The following is a 17,092-nucleotide window of genomic DNA, read 5'->3' as shown; positions in this document are numbered from 1 at the left end:
CCGCCGCGGCGGCGGACCGGCCCGCCCGGCCGGCCGCGACCGCCCCCGCCGGCCCCGACGACGAGGACGCCGCCCCCTCCCCGGCCGCCGAGGGGGCGGACTCGCCCCGACGCGCGGACCCCGTCCCGCCGATGGACCCGGCCGCGCCGTCGCCGTTCAACCTCGCCTGGCTGCGCATCGGCGTCGTGTCCGCGCACGAGGCGGAGCGGGCCCGCGCCGGGCTCACCGCCGACGAGGTGCCCGATGCGGGCGCCGGACGGGCGAGCGTGGTGCCGGGCGCCGCCGCGGCCCCGCCGGAGGGGGAGGACGTGCGCACCGTCCGCGTCGAGGTGGAGGACGGGCTGCCGGTGGACGGCGCCGCGTTCGCCGCCTACGTCATGGAGGTCCTCAACGACCCGCGGGGCTGGGGGGCCGACGGCACCCTCGCTTTCGCCCGTACCGACGGCGCGGCCGACGTGCGGGTGGTCCTCGCCTCCCCCGACCTCACCGACCGCCTCTGCTATCCGCTGCGCACCCTGGGCCAGGTCTCCTGCGCCATCGGCGGCGCGGCGGTGCTCAACGTCGCGCGCTGGTCCGAGGGAGCCGCCCCGTTCACCGCGGCCGGCGGCACGGTGAGCGGGTACCGCCACTACCTCGTCAACCACGAGGTGGGCCACGTCCTCGGCCACGGCCATGCGGCCTGCCCCGCGCCCGGTGAGCTCGCCCCCGTGATGGTCCAGCAGACGCTCGACCTGCAAGGATGCCGCCCCAACGGGTGGCCGGCGCCGTGATGTCGGTGGGGCGTGATGACATCGGGGCATGCCTCATCCCGCTGCCCCGCCCCCCGCGTTGCGGCTGAGCCTGCCCGCGCCGCCCCCGCCGCCGCCCGCGCTCGACGCGGTGCAGGCTCAGGCGGCGGCCTGGGCCGCCGACGCGGGGCACCTGCTCGTCGTCGGCGCCCCCGGCAGCGGCAAGACCACGACGGCGCTCGCGGCCTTCCTCGCCCGCGCCCGCGCCGAGGCCGGTCGCCCCGGCCGGCCCGGCGGCGGGGACCAGGGCGTGCTCATGCTCGTCCCCACCCGCCGCGGCGCCGCCCGGGTGCGTGACGCCGTCGCCGCCCGGCTGGGCCGCACCACCACCCAGGTGCTCGTGCGCACGCCCGCGGCGTTCGCCTACTCGGTGCTGCGGCTGCGGGCGACGCTGCTGGGCGAGCCGGCGCCCACCCTCATCACCGGCCCCGAGCAGGACCAGGTGCTCGGCGAGCTGCTCGCCGGGCACCGCGCCGGGCTCGGGGCGCCGCTGCGCTGGCCGGCGAGCATCGGGCCGGAGACCCTGGCGCTGGGCGCGTTCCGCGACGAGCTGCGCGACCTGTTCATGCGCGCCGCCGAGCTCGGCCTGGGACCGGAGGACCTCGCCGCCCGGGGCGAGCGGTTCGACCGCCCGGAGTGGGTCGCCGCCGCGGTGCTGCTGCGCGAGTACCAGGACGTCACGGCGCTGGGGGAGATGACGCCGGACCGCGGGGCCCGGCTGGACGCCGCCCGCATCGTCGACGAGGCCACCGCCGCGCTGCGCGCCTGGGAGCGGGAGGTGCCCGGCCACCCGCGGCCGCGGTGGTCCGCCGTCGTGGTGGACGACCACCAGGACTCCACCCTCGCCACCGCCCGGCTGCTGCGCGTCCTGGAGCAGGACGGCGCGCAGCTGCTGCTGCACGGCGACCCCGACGCCGGCGTCCAGGGCTTCCGCGGCGGCAGCCCGGCGCTGGTCGGGCTGGCCGAGACCCGCGAGCCGCTCGGCGGGTTCGGCGCCACCCGGCTGGTGCTGCCCACCGTCCACCGCGGCCACGACGCGCTGCGCCGCACCGCGGTGGCCGTCACCCGGGCGATCGCCACCGTCGGCACCGCCGCGCACCGGCGCGCCGGCGTCGACGCGACGCCCGCCGGGGCCGACCTCTCGGAGGCCGCGGTCGGCGGCGCCGTCGAGGCGCCCGCGCCCCGCGGCGTGGAGGTCTCGCTGCTGCGCTCGCGGGCCCAGGAGGGCGCCTTCGTCGCCCGGACGCTGCGCGAGGAGCGGCTCTACCACGGCACCCCGTGGTCCCAGATGGCCGTCGTGGTGCGCTCGTCGGGCGACCTCACCAGCTTCCAGCGCATGCTGCGCAGCTGGGGGGTGCCGGCCGGGGGTACCGCGACGCCGGGGGTGCTGCGCGAGGAACCGGCCGTGCGCCCGCTGCTGACCGCGCTGCGCGCGGCGCTGGCCGGCCGGATCGAGGCCGACCAGGTCGTCGAGCTGCTCACCTCCGCCATCGGGGGGATGGACGCCGTCTCGCTGCGCGCCCTGCGGCGGGTGCTGCGCGGCCGGGAGCGGGCCGCCGACGGCGCCCGGCCGGTCGACGAGCTCCTCGTCGAGGTCGTCGCCGACCCCGAGGCGGCGCGGTCGCTGCCCCCGCACGTGCGCCGCGCCCCGCTGCGGGTGGCCGGCGTGCTGGCCGCGGGCCGGGCCGCCCTGGAGGCGGACGGCGTCACCGCCGAGACGGCGCTGTGGGCCCTGTGGGACGCCGCCGGGCTGGCCGACCCGTGGCGGGACCGGGCCCTGGCCGGCGGCCCCGGCGCCGACCGGGCCGACGCCGACCTCGACGCCGTGATGGCCCTGTTCAAGGCCGCCGAGGTCTACACCGACCGCACCGTCGGCGGCGGCCCGGCCGGGTTCGTCGACCACCTCACCGCCCAGGACCTGCCCGCGGACTCCGTCGCCGCCCGCGGCGTGCGCGCCGAGGCCGTCCAGGTGCTCACCCCCGCGGCCGCGGCCGGGGAGGAGTGGCAGGTCGTCGTCGTCGCGGGCCTGCAGGAGGACGTCTGGCCGGACCTGCGCCTGCGCGACTCCCTGCTGGGGGCCGGGGCCCTCGCCGACGTCGAGGCCGGCCGCTCCGCGGACGGGCGCCGCGCCGTCGGGCCGGCCCGCCGCCAGGTGCTCGACGACGAGCTGCGCATGCTCGCCGTCGCCGTCACCCGGCCCACCCGGCGGCTGCTCGTCACCGCCGTGCTCGACGAGGACCAGCGGCCCTCGTCCTTCTTCGACCTGCTCGCGCCCGACGGCGCCGAGCCCGCCGACCTGCTGGCCGCCGCCCCGGCGCCGCTGGACCTGCGCGGCCTGGTCAGCGAGCTGCGCTGCGCCGTCGAGTCGCCCGCCGAGGACGACGCCGCCGCCCGGCGCCGCGACGCCGCCGCGCAGCTCCTGGCCCACCTGGCCGACCAGGGCGTGGCCGGCGCCGCCCCGGAGGAGTGGGCCGGGCTGGCCGCGCCGAGCACGGACGCGCCGCTGCGCCCGGCCGACGCGCCGGTGCCGGTGAGCCCGTCCAGCGTCGAGCAGGCGACCAGCTGCTCGCTGCGCTGGGCGCTGGAGCAGGCCGGCGGGCGCGGGGATCGCAGCATGGACCAGTCCGTGGGCTCCCTCGTGCACGAGATCGCCGCGGAGCACCCGCACGGCACCGCCGCCGAGATGCACGCCGCCCTCGACGCGCGCTGGGCCGAGCTGGGCCTGGGGGAGGGCTGGGTCGGCCGGCGCCAGCGCGTGCTCGCCGACGCCATGATCGACCGGCTCGCCGCCTACGTGGCCGGGGTGCCCGGGGAGGTCGACGTCGAGCGGGAGTTCACCGCCGACGTCGGCCGGGCGCACCTGACCGGGCGGATGGACCGCGTCGAGCACCTCGGCGACGGGCGGGTGCGGGTGGTCGACCTCAAGACCTCCGCCAGCCCGGTCAGCAGCGACAAGGCCGCCGAGCACGCCCAGCTCGGCGCCTACCAGGCGGCCGTGGACGCCGGCGCGTTCGGGGAGGCGTCCGCGGCCGGCGGCCGGCTCGTCTACCTCGGCACCGGCAAGGCGGCCGCCGTGCGGGCCCAGCCCGCCCTGACCGACGCGGAGGACCCCGAGTGGGCCACCCGCCTGGTCACCGAGGCCGCCGAGGCCATGGCCGGGTCCACCTTCCTGGCCCGGCTCACCGACCAGTGCCGGCACTGCCCGGTGCGCACCTCCTGCCCGCTGCAGGACACCGGCGGGAGGGTCACCGGATGAGCCGGCCCGCCCCCGCCCCCGGCCAGGCCGCCCCCGGCCCCAGCCAGCCCACCCCCGCAGCGAGGACCCCGATGCCGACAGCCACCCCGCCACCGGCCGGCGACGCCGCGCTCGCCACCGAGGGCGTCGCGCCCGCCGTGCGCTACAGCGCCACCGACATCGCCCAGGCCCTGGGCCAGCACACCCCCACCGACGAGCAGCGGGCCATGATCGAGGCCCCGCTCGAGCCGCTCCTCGTCGTCGCCGGCGCCGGGTCGGGCAAGACCGAGACGATGTCGGCCCGGGTGGTCTACCTCGTGGCCAACGGCCTGGTCGCCGCCGAGGAGGTGCTCGGCCTGACCTTCACCCGCAAGGCGGCGGCCGAGCTCGCCCACCGGGTGCGCCAGCGGCTGCGCCGGCTGCGCGCCGTCGGCCTCGTGCCCCAGCCGGAGGGCGAGGACGACGCCGCCGCGGCCACCCTCGACGCCGACCGCCCGCACATCGCCACCTACAACTCCTTCGCCGGCAACATCGCCCGCGACCACGCCCTGCGCGTCGGCGCCGACCCCGACGCCCGGCTCATCACCGAGGCGGCCGCCTGGCAGCTGGCCGACGACCTCGTGCAGGGCTGGGCCGAGGAGCTGCCCACCGACCGGTCCCCGGCCACCATCACCAACGCGGTGCTCGCCCTCTCCGGCGCCCTCAGCGAGCACCTCCTCGCCCCGGCCGAGGCCCGCGACCTGCTCGCGGACCTCCACCGCGACCTGGTGGAGAAGGAGCCGGAGGGGAAGAAGAAGGACCCCTACGCCGAGGTCGCCAAGGCCGCCCGCGCCGTGCGCGAGCGCATCGCCCTCATGGACCTCGTCGCCGCCTACACCCGGCTCAAGCGCGAGCGCGGCCTCATCGACTTCGGCGATCAGGTGGCCCTCGCCGCCCGCATCGCCGCCGAGGTCCCCGAGGTCGGCGCCCAGCTGCGGACCCAGTACCGGGTGGTGCTCCTCGACGAGTACCAGGACACCTCCGTCGCCCAGCTGCGGCTGCTCAGCTCGCTGTTCGGCGCCGGGCACCCGGTCACCGCCGTCGGCGACCCCAACCAGGCCATCTACGGCTGGCGCGGGGCCTCCGCCGCCGCGCTGGCCACCTTCCCCGACACCTTCCGCACCGCCGCCGGCGCACCGGCGGCCACCTTGGCCCTGAGCACCTCCTGGCGCAACGACCGGGCGATCCTCGACGCCGCCAACACCGTCGCCGCGCCGCTGCGCACCGGGCGCGCCGGCGGCCCGGCCATCACCGTGCCCGTGCTGCGAGCCCGGCCCGGCGCCGGGCCGGGGGAGGTGCTCGGCGGCTACCTGCTCGGCCAGGCCGACGAGACCCGGCAGGTCGCCGCCTTCCTCGCCGCCCGCTGGGACCCCGCCACCCCGGAGACCGCGGCGGTCCTGTGCCGCAAGCGCTCCCAGTTCCCCGGCGTCGTCCAGGCGCTGCGCGAGGCCGGGCTGCCCGCCCGCGTCCTGGGCCTGGGCGGGCTGCTGGCCACCCCCGAGATCGTCGACCTGCGCGCCGCCCTGCAGGCCGCGCACGACGCCGGCCGCGGCGACGCCCTCATGCGGCTGCTGACCAACCTGCGCCTGGGCGCCGCGGACCTGCACGCCCTGCAGGACTGGGCCCGCGAGCTCGCCCGCGCGGCGGCCGCGAGCCTGACCGACGACGACGCCCGCCGGCTCGACCCGCGCGAGGAGTCCAGCCTCGCCGAGGCCGTCGACCACCCGCCGGCCGCCGGATGGACCAGCCGGCGCGGGCACACCCTCACCGCCGTCGGCGCCGGCCGGGTCCGGCACCTGGGCGCCCTGCTGCGCCAGATCCGCGCCCTGACCTACCTCCCGCTGCCCGAGCTGGTCGTGGCGGCCGAGCAGCTGCTCGGCCTGGACATCGAGGTCGCCGCCCGGGCCGGGCGCGGCGGAGGCAGCGCCCGCGCCAGCCTGGACGCCTTCGCCGAGGTGGCGGCCGGCTTCGCCGCCGACGCCGAGCAGCCCACCCTCGGCGCGTTCCTCGCCTGGCTCGACGCCGCCGAGGAGCGCGAGCGCGGCCTGGACGCCGCCGAGCCGGCCGGCGAGGAGCCGGAGTCCTCGGTGGTGCAGGTCCTCACCGTCCACGCCGCCAAGGGCCTGGAGTGGGACATCGTCGCGGTCCCCGGCCTGGTGGAGACCCAGTTCCCCGGCTACGACGGCAAGCCGTCGGCCGACGGCACGGTGTCCGGCTCGGGCTGGCTCACCGACGTGCGCGAGCTGCCCTACCCGCTGCGCGGGGACGCCGAGTCCCTGCCCGAGCTCGACCTGCTCGGCGCCGTCACCCACAAGGACGTCGAGGAGGCCCGCAAGCAGTTCCGCGCCGACGCCGGCGCCCACCAGGTGGCCGAGGAGCGGCGCCTGGCCTACGTGGCCGTCACCCGCGCCCGCACCACCCTGCTGCTCACCGGCTCGTGGTTCCGCGACGGCAAGAGCGCCCTGCCGCCCTCGCGGTTCCTCACCGAGCCCTACAGCGTCGGCCAGGTCGCCGACATGCCCCTGCCCCCGGCCGGCGTCGAGCACGGCGACGGCGGGGCCGACGGCGGCCGGGCGCCGTCCGCCTGGGCGCCGCGACCGGCCGACGACGTCACCAACCCGGCGCTGGAGGAGGAGGTCACCGCGCTGTGGCCGGTGGACCCCCTCGGCCCGCGCCGCCCCCGGCTGGAGGCGGCCGCCGCGGCCGTCCGCGCCGCCGCCGAGCGGCAGCGCTCCCACCCGCTGCGGCTGGACGAGCCGGCGCCCGACGGCGAGGTCGCGCGGTGGCTCACCGACGCCCGGCTGCTGCTCGCCGAGCGCGACGCCGTCGGCAGCCGCGAGCAGGAGGTGCCCCTCGCCGGTCACCTCTCCGCCTCCGCGGTGGTCGGGCTCGTGGCCGACCCGCGCGCCTTCGCCCGCAACCGCCGCCGCCCGGTGCCCACCGAGCCGACGGTGGTCTCGCGCCGCGGCACCCGCTTCCACCAGTGGGTCGAGCACTTCTACGGCCAGAGCGCGCTGCTCGACATCGACGACGTGACCGGCAGCGGCGAGGACCTCGCCGAGGACCCGCACCTCACCGACGCCGAGCTCGCCGCCCTGCAGCGCACCTTCGCCGCCTCGGAGTGGGCCCAGCGGGTGCCGGTGGCCGTGGAGGTCGACCTCGAGACGCCCGTGGCCGGCACCATCGTGCGCTGCCGCATCGACGCCGTCTTCGACGGGCCCGACGGGGTGGAGGTGGTCGACTGGAAGACCGGCCGCCCGCCCCGCGGCCCGGAGGAGCTCGCCCAGCGCGAGATGCAGCTGGCGCTGTACCGGCTCGCCTGGGCGCGGGCGAGCGGGACCGACCTGGGGCGGGTCGGCGCCGCGTTCTACTACGTCGGGGCCGACGCGACCGTGCGCGCCGGGGCGCTGAGCGAGGAGGAGATCGTCGCGCGCATCACCGCGGCGATCGAGGCGGGCCGGGCGCCGGCCTGACGGCTCGCGGCTCTCCCGCGGCGGCGGCCCGGCGTTCAGCCGCGCCGGTCGTCGCGGGCGGGCACGTCCTCGGCGTCCGCCTCGCGCGCCGCGAGGAAGTCGGGCAGGTCGGCCAGGTTCAGCGGCTCGGTGTCGGCGGCGCGGTCGGTGTGCCGCCGGGCGTCGGGGACCGGCTCGCCGTCGTGGTTCGCCACCGGCTGGCGCTCGGCGCCGGCTGACGCGCCGGGGTCTGCGTCCTCGGGATCCGCCGCGTCGGTCCCCGCCGGGGCGCCGTCCTCCGTGCCGGCCGGGCGGCCGGCGTCGGCCGCCGCCGCCGCGCCGTCGTCGGCGACGTCCGCCCAGGCGTCCTCGTCCTCCCAGGTGTAGTCCGGCACGACCACCGGCTCGTGGGCGCCGATGGCCGGGGCGTCCTCGACGTCGGCGGCCAGCTGGCGCAGCATCGCGGCGGCGTCGGCGACCACGGCCTGCTCGCCGGTGCGCACGCCGTGCAGCAGCCAGCGGGCCAGCGCCAGCTCGGAGACGAGCAGCGCGCGGTCCAGCAGGTGCCCGTCCGGGCCCTCGGTGCGCGCCAGGGCGTAGGCCTCCTCGATGGCGTCGAGGGCGTCCTCCGGCGCGGCGGCCATGAGCCAGCCCAGGTCCTCGGCGGGGTCGCCGACGTGGGCGTCGGCCAGGCTCAGCACGGCGCTGACCTGCCCGTCGTGGACGAGCACGTGCTCGGGCGCGAGGTCACCGTGCACCGGGGTGGCGCGGAAGCGCCACAGCGCCACGTCCTCCAGGGCGTGCTCCCAGCGGTTGAGCAGCACCGAGGGCACGTGCCCGGTGCGGGCCGCCTCGTCCACCTCGGCCAGGCAGCGCCGCCGGTAGGCCTCGGCGTCGTAGACGGGCAGCCCGGCGTCGGCGATCACGGCGGCGTCGAGCTCGTGGAAGGCGGCGATGGCGCGGCCCAGCTCGGCGGAGAGGCCGGGCCCGCCGGTGAGGCGGTCGAGATCGAGGGGGCGGCCGACCAGCTCGCGGTAGACCATCGCCCGGCCGCCCTCGGGCAGGGCGGCGAAGCCCGCCGGGCGCGGGACGGCGAAGGGCAGCCGCCCGGCGTCGACGGCCGGGGCCAGGTTGGCGAGCAGCTCCACCTCGCCCTCCAGCGAGGCGCCGGCGGCGGGGTGCAGCGGCGCCCGGATCACCCAGTGGCGCCCGCCGCCGTCGAGCAGGCCGGTGGTCTGGAAGTCCGTCGTCGCGCGCTGGGGCGGGCGCGTGGCCACCACGTCGAGGCCGGGCACGGCCGTGGTGGCGAGGGCGGCGAGGGCGAGTGCTGAGCGGACCACACCGCCACGGTAGGCGGCGGCACCGGGGCGTGCGTGGCATACGCGCCGAAGGTCCCGGTCCCCGAAACGGGCACGGGTGCGCGCGGGGAGGCCCGCGGCGGGCGGTCGGGGGCTGCCGCGGACGCCCGCCTCGCCGCCGTTTTTGGACCGGCCGTCTCAGGAAGTGACCCTCGGCACGGATGCCCCGCGGGCCCGGAGGTACGTTCTTCCCCCGCGCGACCCGGTCCCAGAGCCCCGCCGCGCGCCATCCCACGCCACCTGTCACAGGAGTACTTGTCATGCGCTCTGGAGCGTCACAACCCGCCGCCGGCGCCGAGCAGCCCGGCCTCGCCAAGTCGCTCAAGCCCCGCCACCTCTCGATGATCGCCATCGCGGGCGTCATCGGCGCCGGGCTCTTCGTCGGCTCGGGCGCCGCCATCCGGCAGGCCGGCCCCGGCATCCTCGTCGCCTACGCGGCCGCCGGGCTCGTCGTCATCCTCGTCATGCGCATGCTCGGCGAGATGGCCGCGGCCAACCCCGAGACCGGCTCCTTCTCCGCCTACGCGGACAAGGCGCTGGGCCCGTGGGCGGGCTTCAGCATCGGCTGGCTCTACGCCTGGTTCTGGATCATCACCCTGGGCATCGAGGCCACCGCCGGCGCGGCGATCGTGCACCGCTGGGTGCCCGGCGTCGACCAGTGGGTCTGGGCGCTCATCCTCATGGTGGCCCTGACGCTGACCAACGTGGTGTCGGTGAAGTCCTACGGCGAGTTCGAGTTCTGGTTCGCCTCCGTCAAGGTCGCCGCCATCGTCGTCTTCCTGCTCCTGGGCGTCGCCGCCATCGCCGGGCTGCTCCCCGGGATCGAGGCGCCGGGGCTGTCGAACCTCACCGGGCACGGCGGCTTCTTCCCCAACGGCAGCGCCGCGGTCATGGCGGGCGTCCTCGTCGTCGTCTTCGCGTTCTTCGGCGCGGAGATCGCCACCATCGCCGCGGGCGAGTCGATGGACCCGGTGGGGGCGGTGAAGAAGGCCGTGAACTCGACGGTGTGGCGGATCCTGCTCTTCTACATCGGCTCCGTCGCGGTCGTGGTCACGCTGCTGCCGTGGGACGACGCCTCGGTGGCCAAGAGCCCGTACGTGGCGGTCATGGAGCATTACGGCATCCCCGGCGCCGGCGTCATCATGGACGTCATCGTGCTGACCTCGGTGCTGTCCTGCCTCAACTCCGGCCTGTACACCGCCAGCCGGATGATCTTCTCGATGGCCACGCGCGGCGAGGCGCCGCGCTCGTGGACGAAGGTGTCCCGCCGCGGCGTGCCGCGCAATGCCGTGCTCGCCTCGACCGTCGTCGGGTTCGTCACCGTGGGCCTGAACTACCTCGCCCCCGGCGAGGTGTTCCTCTTCCTCGTCAACACCTCCGGCGCCATCGCGCTGTTCGTCTGGCTGGTCATCGCGGTCTCCCAGCTGATCCTGCGCCGCCGGCAGGAGGCCGCCGGGGCGGAGCTGACCGTGAAGATGTGGGCCTTCCCGTACCTGACGTGGGCGACCATCGTCGCGATCGTCGCCATGGTCATCGGCATGGTGGTCATCGGCGAGACCCGGGAGTCGCTGCTGCTGTCGGCCGGCCTCGCCGTCGTCGTCGTCGCGATCGGCGCGGTAGGGCAGCGGCGCGGCCACCACGCGCCGGCGGAGGTGGCGGCGGTGAAGCCCGCGCCGGCGCTGGAGCCCGCCGCGTCCTGACGGACGAAACGAAGCACCCCTGGGACGCGAGGTCCCAGGGGTGCTGTCGCGAGGGTGCGGGGGCGTCAGTACCCGCCGCCGCTGGCGGCCAGGCCGATGAGGAAGAGCAGGAAGAACACCACGCCGACGGCGAGGAAGACCACGCCGATCCAGCCGAGCACCTTGCCGGCGGTGGCGGACTTGCCGAGCTTCTCCGCCTTGCTCGCCTGCCACAGCGCGAACGGGGCGAGGATCGGCAGCAGGACCACGCCGAGGATGCCGAAGACCAGGGACAGCGTGGCGGCGCTGTTCGCGTCGGCCGCCGACTGGTTGTAGCCGTAGCCGTTGCCGCCGTACGCGGGCGGCGCCGCCGGCGGGTAGCCGCCGTTGGGCGCCTGCTGCTGAGGCTCGCCGTAGCCGTACTGCGGCTGGGAGGACTGGTAGGGGCTCTCGGACATCTCTCTCCTCATGCGATGTGGGGGCTCTTCGTCCTTATCGGCTTCAGGCGTGGGGGAGTGAGGCGTTGCACGCCGCCGACGGGACGATCGCCCCCAAGGTACGGGCAGCGCATGTGCAGATTGTGGCGGCGCGCGGGCGGCGATCGCGCGGTGCCGGCGGCGCGACCCGCCCGCGGCACTGGTGCCCCCAGGCGCCGGGTGGCCGCTGCTTCGCCGTCCACAGCGCGTCCCAAACACCCGCCTGCGCGCCTGTTCCTCCCCTAGGTTCTGCTCTACATATCGGGCACGACCGGGTTCCATTCGCGGGGGTGATGGCCGGTGGACGACGGCGTCGCGCTGCTCGAGTCCGAGGTGCGGGAGCTGGTGCGCCGCCGGGGCATGGACCCCGCGCGGGACGCCGACGGCGTGCGCACCCTGGTCGCGGCGGCGCTCGCCGACTATGACGACCGGTCGCTCGCGGGGCTGGTGCCGCCCCTGCCGGACCCGGGGGTGGCCGCCAAGCAGGTCCTCGACGCCGTGGCCGGCCTCGGTCCGCTGCAGCCCTACCTGGACGACCCCGAGGTGGAGGAGGTGTGGATCAACGAGCCCGGCAAGGTGTTCGTGGCCCGCGGCGGGCGGCCCGAGCTGACCACGACCATCCTCGACGAGGGGCAGGTGCGCGACCTGGTCGAGCGGATGCTGCGGGCGTCCGGCCGGCGGCTGGACCTGTCCACCCCGTTCGTGGACGCCGCGCTGGCCGGCGGCGAGCGGCTGCACGTCGTGATCCCCGACATCACCCGGTCCGCCTGGGCGGTGAACATCCGCAAGTACGTCGCCCGGGCCCGCCGGCTCAGCGACCTCGTGGCGCTCGGTTCCCTCACGCCGCAGGCCGCCGCGTTCCTCGACGCCGCCGTCGTGGCCGGGCTCAACGTGCTCGTCTCCGGGGCCACGCAGGCGGGCAAGACGACCATGCTCGGCGCGCTCGCCGGCGCCATCCCGGGCGCCCAGCGCGTCATCAGCTGCGAGGAGGTCTTCGAGCTGCGGCTGTCCAACCGGGATTCGGTCGCGCTGCAGACCCGGCAGCCCAACCTCGAGGGGGCCGGCGAGGTGCCGCTGCGCCGCCTGGTCAAGGAGTCGCTGCGCATGCGGCCGGACCGGATCATCATCGGCGAGGTCCGGGAGGCCGAGGCGTTCGACATGCTCATCGCGTTGAACTCCGGCATCCCGGGCATGTGCACCCTGCACGCCAACTCCGCCCGGGAGGCGGTCACCAAGCTGTGCACCCTGCCGCTGCTCGCGGGCGAGAACGTCACCGCCGCGTTCGTCATCCCCACCGTCGCCTCCGCCGTCGACCTCGTGGTCCACCTCGACCTCGACCGCCACGGAAGGCGCGCCGTCCGCGAGGTCGTGGCGGTGACCGGGCGGGTGGAGGCGGGCGTGGTGGAGACGGCCGAGCTCTTCGTGCGCCGGGAGGGCCGGCTCGTCCGCGGCGGCGGCCACCTCGCCGACGAGCGCTTCGGCCGGGCGGGCTACGACGTCGCCGCGCTGCTGGCCGAGGACGGGCGGTAGCCGTGGGCGCCGTCGCGGGGCTGCTCCTCGGCGCGGGGCTGCTGTCGGTGTGGTTCTCCTTGTTCGAGCGTCCGGCCCCGCGCGTCCGCGCGCGCCCCACCTGGACCCAGCGCACCCAGGACCTGCTCGTCCAGGCCGGCGCCCCGACGGTGCGCCCCGTCTCCCTCGTCCTCACCTCCGCCGGGCTCGCCCTGGCGACCCTGGTGATCGGCGTCGCGGTCACCGCCTCGCCCCCGATCGCGCTGTGCTTCGCGGTCATCGTCGGCGCCGCGCCGACGCTGCTGGTCCGCTCGCGGGCCCGGCGCCGTCGCGCCGCGCTGCGGGCCGTGTGGCCCGAGGTGATCGACCACCTCGTCTCCGCCGTGCGCGCCGGCCTGTCGCTGCCCGAGGCGCTCAGTGCGCTCGGCGAGCGCGGCCCGGAAGAGGTGCGCGCGGAGTTCCGGAGCTTCGCCCGCGACTACCGCGCGACCGGCCGCTTCGACGACGCCCTCGCCGCCCTCAAGGCACGGCTGGCCGACCCGGTGGCCGACCGCATCGTCGAGGCCCTGCGGCTCACCCGTGAGGTGGGCGGCACCGACCTCGGCCGGCTGCTGCGCACGCTCGCCCAGATGCTGCGGGAGGACCTGCGCACCCGCGGAGAGCTCGAGGCCCGCCAGTCGTGGACGGTCAACGGGGCGCGGATGGCCGTCGCCGCCCCGTGGGTCGTGCTCCTGCTGCTCTCGACCCGCGCCGAGACGGCGGCCGCCTACAACACCGCCGCCGGTGTCGTGGTGCTCGGAGCGGGAGCGGGCTGCTCGGTCCTGGCGTACTGGCTGATGGTCCGCATCGGGCGGCTGCCCGAGGAAGAGCGGGTGCTGCGATGAGCCCGGCAATGACCGGCGCCGGGATCGGCCTGATCGGTGGTCTCGGGCTGTGCCTGGTGCTGTGGCGCCTCAGCGCCCGCCGCGTCACGCTCCTTGACCGCGTCGCGCCGTACCTACGGGAGCGGCCTCGCACCTCGCGGCTGCTCGCCGACCGACCCGCCACCACCCCGTTCCCGACGCTCGAGCGCCTCCTCGCGCCGGGGCTGCGCGACGCCGAGCGGTTCCTCGAGCGGCTCGGTTCGACCTCGACGAGCATCCGCCGGCGCCTGCAGCTGGCCGGCGGCACCATGACCCTCGACCAGTTCCGGATGGAGCAGCTGCTGTGGGCCGCGGTCGGCCTGGCTGGCGGGGTCTTCCTCGCGCTGACGCTGGGGGTCGTGCGCGGCGCGCCGCTGGCCCCGCTCCTTCTCGGCGTGGCGCTCTGCGCGGTCGGCGGTGCGGCGGCCCGAGACCAGGCCCTGACCCGCGCGGTCCGACGGCGTCAGGATCGCATGCGGGCCGAGCTGCCCGACGTCGCCGAGCTGCTGGCGCTCGCCGTCGGAGCGGGGGAGGGGCCGGTCGGTGCGCTGGAGCGGGTGGCGGGCACGACGCGCGGGGCGCTCGCGGAGGAGGTGCGCCGGACGCTGGCCGAGGCCCGCTCGGGCGTGCCGCTGGCCGCCGCGCTCGAGCGGATGGCCAGCCGCTCCGACGCCCCCGCCGTGGGCCGCTTCGCCGAGGGCGTCGCCGTGGCCCTGGAGCGCGGCACCCCGCTCGGCGACGTGCTGCGTGCCCAGGCGCAGGACGCGCGCGAGAGCGCGCGCCGCGAGCTGATGGAGACCGGTGGGAAGAAGGAACTGGCCATGATGGTGCCGGTCGTGTTCCTCGTGCTGCCCGTCACCGTGCTCTTCGCGATCTTCCCCGGTCTCGCCGTCCTGCGGGTGGGCCTATGAGGCCGCCCACCGGAGCGCGCGCGGCCGCCTGTCATCGTCCCGAGCTAGGAGGCACGACCCATGCGGCCCACCCTCACGCGCCTCGTCCGCACCCACCTCGCCTGGCCCGGTCCGCGCGAGCGCGACCGCGGCGACGTGCCCGGCTGGGTGCTGGTCACCCTGATGACCGCGGGCCTGGTCATCGCGATCTGGGCGATCGCCGGACCGGCGCTGTCCAACGTGTTCGAGACGGCGATCAACCGCGTGCTGAACTTCTGATCCGCGCCCGGCGGTGGCGGGCGGCCGGCGGTGCCCGCGGCCGGGTCGGCCCCCGCGCCGGCCGGGCCGAGGGGTCGGCGATGGTGGAGTTCGTCCTGGTCGCCGTCCTGGTCCTGGCGCTGGTCGTCGCCCTCATCCAGCTCACGCTGGCGTTGCACGTGCGCAACACCCTGATCGACTCGGCCTCGGAGGGCGCCCGGCACGCCGCCCTGCACGGCTCCGGCCTGGCCGACGGGGTCGCCCGCACCCGCGAGCTCATCGGGCTGACGCTCTCGGCCGCCTACGCCGAGGACGTCACGGCTGCCCTCGTGCCCGACGGCGACGGCCAGCTGGTCCAGGTGACGGTGCGGGCGCCGCTGCCGGTCCTGGGGCTGCTCGGCCCGTCGGGGACGGTGACGGTGCGCGGGCACGCCGTCGTCGAGCCGAACCTGACCGACGCGCCGTGAGCCGGTCGGGTGTGGTTGACGCCGCGCAACGGCGCGCGGCGTGGGGCGCCGGCCGGCGACGCGGCGGCGGCGCACGGGGCCGGCTCGGGCGGCGGCTTCGCGGGGCGCCGGATGCCGGCAGCGCGGTCGTGGAGTTCCTCGGGGTGAGCCTCCTGCTGCTCGTGCCCATCGTCTACCTGGTGCTCACCCTCGCCCGGGTGCAGGCGGCAGCGTTCGCCGCCGAGGGGGCGGCGCGGGAGGCCGGGCGCATCCTCGCCCAGGCCGAGTCGCTCGAGGCGGGCGCCGCCCGCGCCGAGCGCGCCGTCGCGCTGGCCTTCTCCGACCAAGGCTTCGAGGTCGACGGCGGCCGCGCCCTCGCCGTCACCTGCGCCGCGGACCCGTGCCTCGCCCCCGGCGCCGAGGTGCTCGTGCGCGTCGACATGGCCGTCGACCTCCCCCTCGTGCCCGACGCCATCCGGGCCGAGGTCCCGGCCCGGGTGCCCGTCTCGGCGGCCCACCTGGTGGTGGTCGGTCAGTTCCGGGAGGCGCCGTGAGCCCCGGCCGTCGCGGCAGGGGCGGGGAGCGGGCCGGCGACCAGGGGCAGATCCTGCTCCTCACGCTCGCCTTCGCCACGCTGGTCCTGGCGCTGGTCCTCGTCGTCGCCAGCGCCTCCGCGATCCACATCGAGCGCAAGCGACTGCTGGCGCTGGCGGACGCGGTGGCCGCCGACGCGGCCGATGCCCTGGACGAGGCGATGTACTACGGGGGCGCGGGCCTCGAGGCCGCCGGGCCCACACGGGTGCCGCTGAGCGAGGCGTCGGTCGACGCGGCGGTGGCCGACTACCTCGCCACCGCCCCCGCCGCCGTGGTGGGGGAGTTCGAGGGCCTGCGGGTGGCCGAGCCGACCGGCACGCCCGACGGCGTCACCGCCCAGGTCACCCTCGTCGCCCGGGTCCGGCCGCCGCTGGTGCCCTGGATCCTCGCCCCCTGGAGCGACGGCCTCACCGTCCACGCCACCTCCACCGCCCGGGCGGGCTGACCGTCCCTGACGATGGGGGCGCTGGAGCGGTTCTGGACCGGTGCGTCCGCTGCGCACATCCGCGCCTGGATCGCCGGGATTGCGCATTTCCGCTCCAAGGCTTCCGTGAATCTGATCACTCCCCTTAGCGTCACTTGTCGTACACCTCACGTCCGGCCACGCGCGACCCGCAGGCCCGATCGGAAGGGCCACACGATGGCTTTCGACGAGTACGACAACTGGGCGGCCCGGGCTGCCTGTGCGCAGACCGACCCCGACGACCTGTTCGTGCGCGGCGCCGCGCAGCGTCCCGCCCGCGAGATCTGCTTCGCCTGCCCGGTGCGTCGCCAGTGCCTGGCCGACGCCCTGGACTCCGCCACCGAGTACGGCGTGTGGGGCGGGATGACCGAGCGGGAGCGGCGGGCCCTGCTCCGGCGTCACCCCTCGGTCACCGACTGGGGCGCCTGGCTCGAGGACAACGAAGAAGAGATCATCGTCGTCCCCTACGGCAAGCGTCGCCGGGTCAGCAGCGCCGCCTTCGACCTGGCGTGAGGGGCCTTCTCCCTCCTGTGACGGGCTGAAGGGTCGGCCGCGCGGGCCTACCGGGGCCCTTGGCCCGGACGCGGCCGAGCTCGCCCAGGACGCGTCTCCGCTCTGGATGCCGGACCGCGTCGTCGCGGCGGCGGGTCGTCGACCCGAGAGGGTGCTGGTGGACGGACCTGAAACTCGGGGACCGAGCGCGACTAGTGCTCCGGCGTGGCGGCGTCCTCCAGCCGGGCGGCGGCGATGGCACGACGGTCGTCGGCGTCGCGGATGCCGTGACGCACGGCGAGGCGGATGACCCAGTAGGCGACGAAGAGTCCGATGAGCCAGGTGATGAGTACGACGACGGCGTCCATACGGCGGACTCTAGGTCAGCGCGCCGATACGGAGCGTCAGGGCGGGCGATGGGGCGTCGGACTGTGCCTTCGCCGAGCGATGCGCGCCGCCGGGCAGGACGCTGACAGGACGCCCGGGCCGGAACCTGCGCGGTCTCCGGCGA

At 76.9% G+C, this 17,092-nt stretch carries 15 protein-coding genes; 12 read left to right on the top strand and 3 right to left on the bottom strand.

Going from position 1 to position 17,092, the window contains the following annotated elements; genetic code table 11:
- The 3 genes from GD970_RS07245 to GD970_RS07235 all read left to right on the top strand — a co-directional run.
- On the top strand, positions 1-770 hold a 770-nt coding region (locus GD970_RS07245; protein WP_226925209.1), incomplete at its 5' end, for a DUF3152 domain-containing protein.
- Between the two features lie 28 nt (positions 771-798).
- Positions 799-4,044, top strand: a complete 3,246-nt coding sequence (locus tag GD970_RS07240; protein WP_152202215.1) for a UrvD/REP family ATP-dependent DNA helicase — start codon at positions 799-801, stop codon at positions 4,042-4,044.
- A gap of 71 nt (positions 4,045-4,115) precedes the next feature.
- On the top strand, positions 4,116-7,535 hold the full coding sequence (locus GD970_RS07235) for an ATP-dependent helicase (RefSeq protein ID WP_152202214.1): 3,420 nt from the start codon (positions 4,116-4,118) through the stop codon (positions 7,533-7,535).
- A 35-nt stretch (positions 7,536-7,570) separates the two neighbouring features.
- On the opposite strand, the gene GD970_RS07230 is transcribed toward GD970_RS07235, so the two are convergent.
- Positions 7,571-8,854, bottom strand: a complete 1,284-nt coding sequence (locus GD970_RS07230) for a phosphotransferase (protein ID WP_193314898.1) — start codon at positions 8,852-8,854, stop codon at positions 7,571-7,573.
- Positions 8,855-9,132: 278 nt separating this feature from the next.
- On the opposite strand from GD970_RS07230, the gene GD970_RS07225 reads away from it, so the two are divergent.
- Positions 9,133-10,572: an amino acid permease gene (locus GD970_RS07225; RefSeq protein ID WP_152202213.1), complete on the top strand. Its 1,440-nt coding sequence runs from the start codon at positions 9,133-9,135 to the stop codon at positions 10,570-10,572.
- 65 nt (positions 10,573-10,637) lie between these two features.
- Here GD970_RS07225 and GD970_RS22125 read toward each other — a convergent pair whose 3' ends face one another.
- Positions 10,638-11,009, bottom strand: coding sequence for a DUF4190 domain-containing protein (locus tag GD970_RS22125; protein ID WP_211489818.1), 372 nt, complete (start codon positions 11,007-11,009; stop codon positions 10,638-10,640).
- Positions 11,010-11,387: 378 nt separating this feature from the next.
- Here GD970_RS22125 and GD970_RS07215 point away from each other — a divergent pair, with 378 nt between their 5' ends.
- From GD970_RS07215 to GD970_RS07180, 8 genes are all read left to right on the top strand, one after another.
- Positions 11,388-12,557: a CpaF family protein gene (locus GD970_RS07215; RefSeq protein WP_152202222.1), complete on the top strand. Its 1,170-nt coding sequence runs from the start codon at positions 11,388-11,390 to the stop codon at positions 12,555-12,557.
- Between the two features lie 2 nt (positions 12,558-12,559).
- Positions 12,560-13,420, top strand: a complete 861-nt coding sequence (locus GD970_RS07210; protein WP_152202212.1) for a type II secretion system F family protein — start codon at positions 12,560-12,562, stop codon at positions 13,418-13,420.
- The gene (locus tag GD970_RS07205) at positions 13,417-14,349 is read left to right on the top strand and encodes a type II secretion system F family protein (protein ID WP_152202211.1); all 933 of its coding nucleotides are present in this window, start codon (positions 13,417-13,419) and stop codon (positions 14,347-14,349) included. Before GD970_RS07210 ends, GD970_RS07205 begins: the two co-directional genes overlap by 4 nt.
- Positions 14,350-14,409: 60 nt before the next feature.
- The gene (locus GD970_RS07200) at positions 14,410-14,607 is read left to right on the top strand and encodes a hypothetical protein (protein ID WP_152202210.1); all 198 of its coding nucleotides are present in this window, start codon (positions 14,410-14,412) and stop codon (positions 14,605-14,607) included.
- An 80-nt stretch (positions 14,608-14,687) separates the two neighbouring features.
- Complete coding sequence (locus GD970_RS07195; protein ID WP_152202209.1) at positions 14,688-15,053, top strand: TadE/TadG family type IV pilus assembly protein; 366 nt, start codon at positions 14,688-14,690, stop codon at positions 15,051-15,053.
- 143 nt (positions 15,054-15,196) lie between these two features.
- Positions 15,197-15,586: a pilus assembly protein gene (locus GD970_RS07190; protein WP_226925208.1), complete on the top strand. Its 390-nt coding sequence runs from the start codon at positions 15,197-15,199 to the stop codon at positions 15,584-15,586.
- Positions 15,583-16,071 carry a hypothetical protein gene (locus tag GD970_RS07185; protein ID WP_152202207.1) on the top strand — a complete coding sequence of 163 codons (489 nt, stop codon included), beginning with the start codon at positions 15,583-15,585 and terminating at the stop codon, positions 16,069-16,071. Before GD970_RS07190 ends, GD970_RS07185 begins: the two co-directional genes overlap by 4 nt.
- 195 nt (positions 16,072-16,266) lie before the next feature.
- A complete protein-coding gene (locus GD970_RS07180; RefSeq protein ID WP_152202206.1) occupies positions 16,267-16,602 on the top strand; it encodes a WhiB family transcriptional regulator in 336 nt (111 codons plus the stop codon).
- Between the two features lie 191 nt (positions 16,603-16,793).
- On the opposite strand, the gene GD970_RS21535 is transcribed toward GD970_RS07180, so the two are convergent.
- The gene (locus tag GD970_RS21535; protein WP_170297259.1) at positions 16,794-16,949 is read right to left on the bottom strand and encodes a hypothetical protein; all 156 of its coding nucleotides are present in this window, start codon (positions 16,947-16,949) and stop codon (positions 16,794-16,796) included.
- Positions 16,950-17,092 lie beyond the last annotated feature (143 nt).

The organism is Georgenia thermotolerans (assembly GCF_009193185.1).
Lineage (GTDB): Bacteria > Actinomycetota > Actinomycetes > Actinomycetales > Actinomycetaceae > Georgenia > Georgenia thermotolerans.
This window is presented reverse-complemented; position numbering and strand designations above follow the sequence as displayed.

What these genes read in the sequence shown, in the direction of transcription:
- GD970_RS07240 (WP_152202215.1), top strand. Translation starts at nt 799, where the DNA reads ATGCCTCATCCCGCTGCCCCGCCCCCCGCGTTGCGGCTGAGCCTGCCC.
- GD970_RS07235 (WP_152202214.1), top strand. Translation starts at nt 4,116, where the DNA reads ATGCCGACAGCCACCCCGCCACCGGCCGGCGACGCCGCGCTCGCCACC.
- GD970_RS07225 (WP_152202213.1), top strand. Translation starts at nt 9,133, where the DNA reads ATGCGCTCTGGAGCGTCACAACCCGCCGCCGGCGCCGAGCAGCCCGGC.
- GD970_RS22125 (WP_211489818.1), bottom strand. Translation starts at nt 11,009, where the DNA reads ATGTCCGAGAGCCCCTACCAGTCCTCCCAGCCGCAGTACGGCTACGGC.
- GD970_RS07215 (WP_152202222.1), top strand. Translation starts at nt 11,388, where the DNA reads ATGGACCCCGCGCGGGACGCCGACGGCGTGCGCACCCTGGTCGCGGCG.
- GD970_RS07205 (WP_152202211.1), top strand. Translation starts at nt 13,417, where the DNA reads ATGAGCCCGGCAATGACCGGCGCCGGGATCGGCCTGATCGGTGGTCTC.
- GD970_RS07200 (WP_152202210.1), top strand. Translation starts at nt 14,410, where the DNA reads ATGCGGCCCACCCTCACGCGCCTCGTCCGCACCCACCTCGCCTGGCCC.
- GD970_RS07195 (WP_152202209.1), top strand. Translation starts at nt 14,688, where the DNA reads ATGGTGGAGTTCGTCCTGGTCGCCGTCCTGGTCCTGGCGCTGGTCGTC.
- GD970_RS07180 (WP_152202206.1), top strand. Translation starts at nt 16,267, where the DNA reads ATGGCTTTCGACGAGTACGACAACTGGGCGGCCCGGGCTGCCTGTGCG.
- GD970_RS21535 (WP_170297259.1), bottom strand. Translation starts at nt 16,949, where the DNA reads ATGGACGCCGTCGTCGTACTCATCACCTGGCTCATCGGACTCTTCGTC.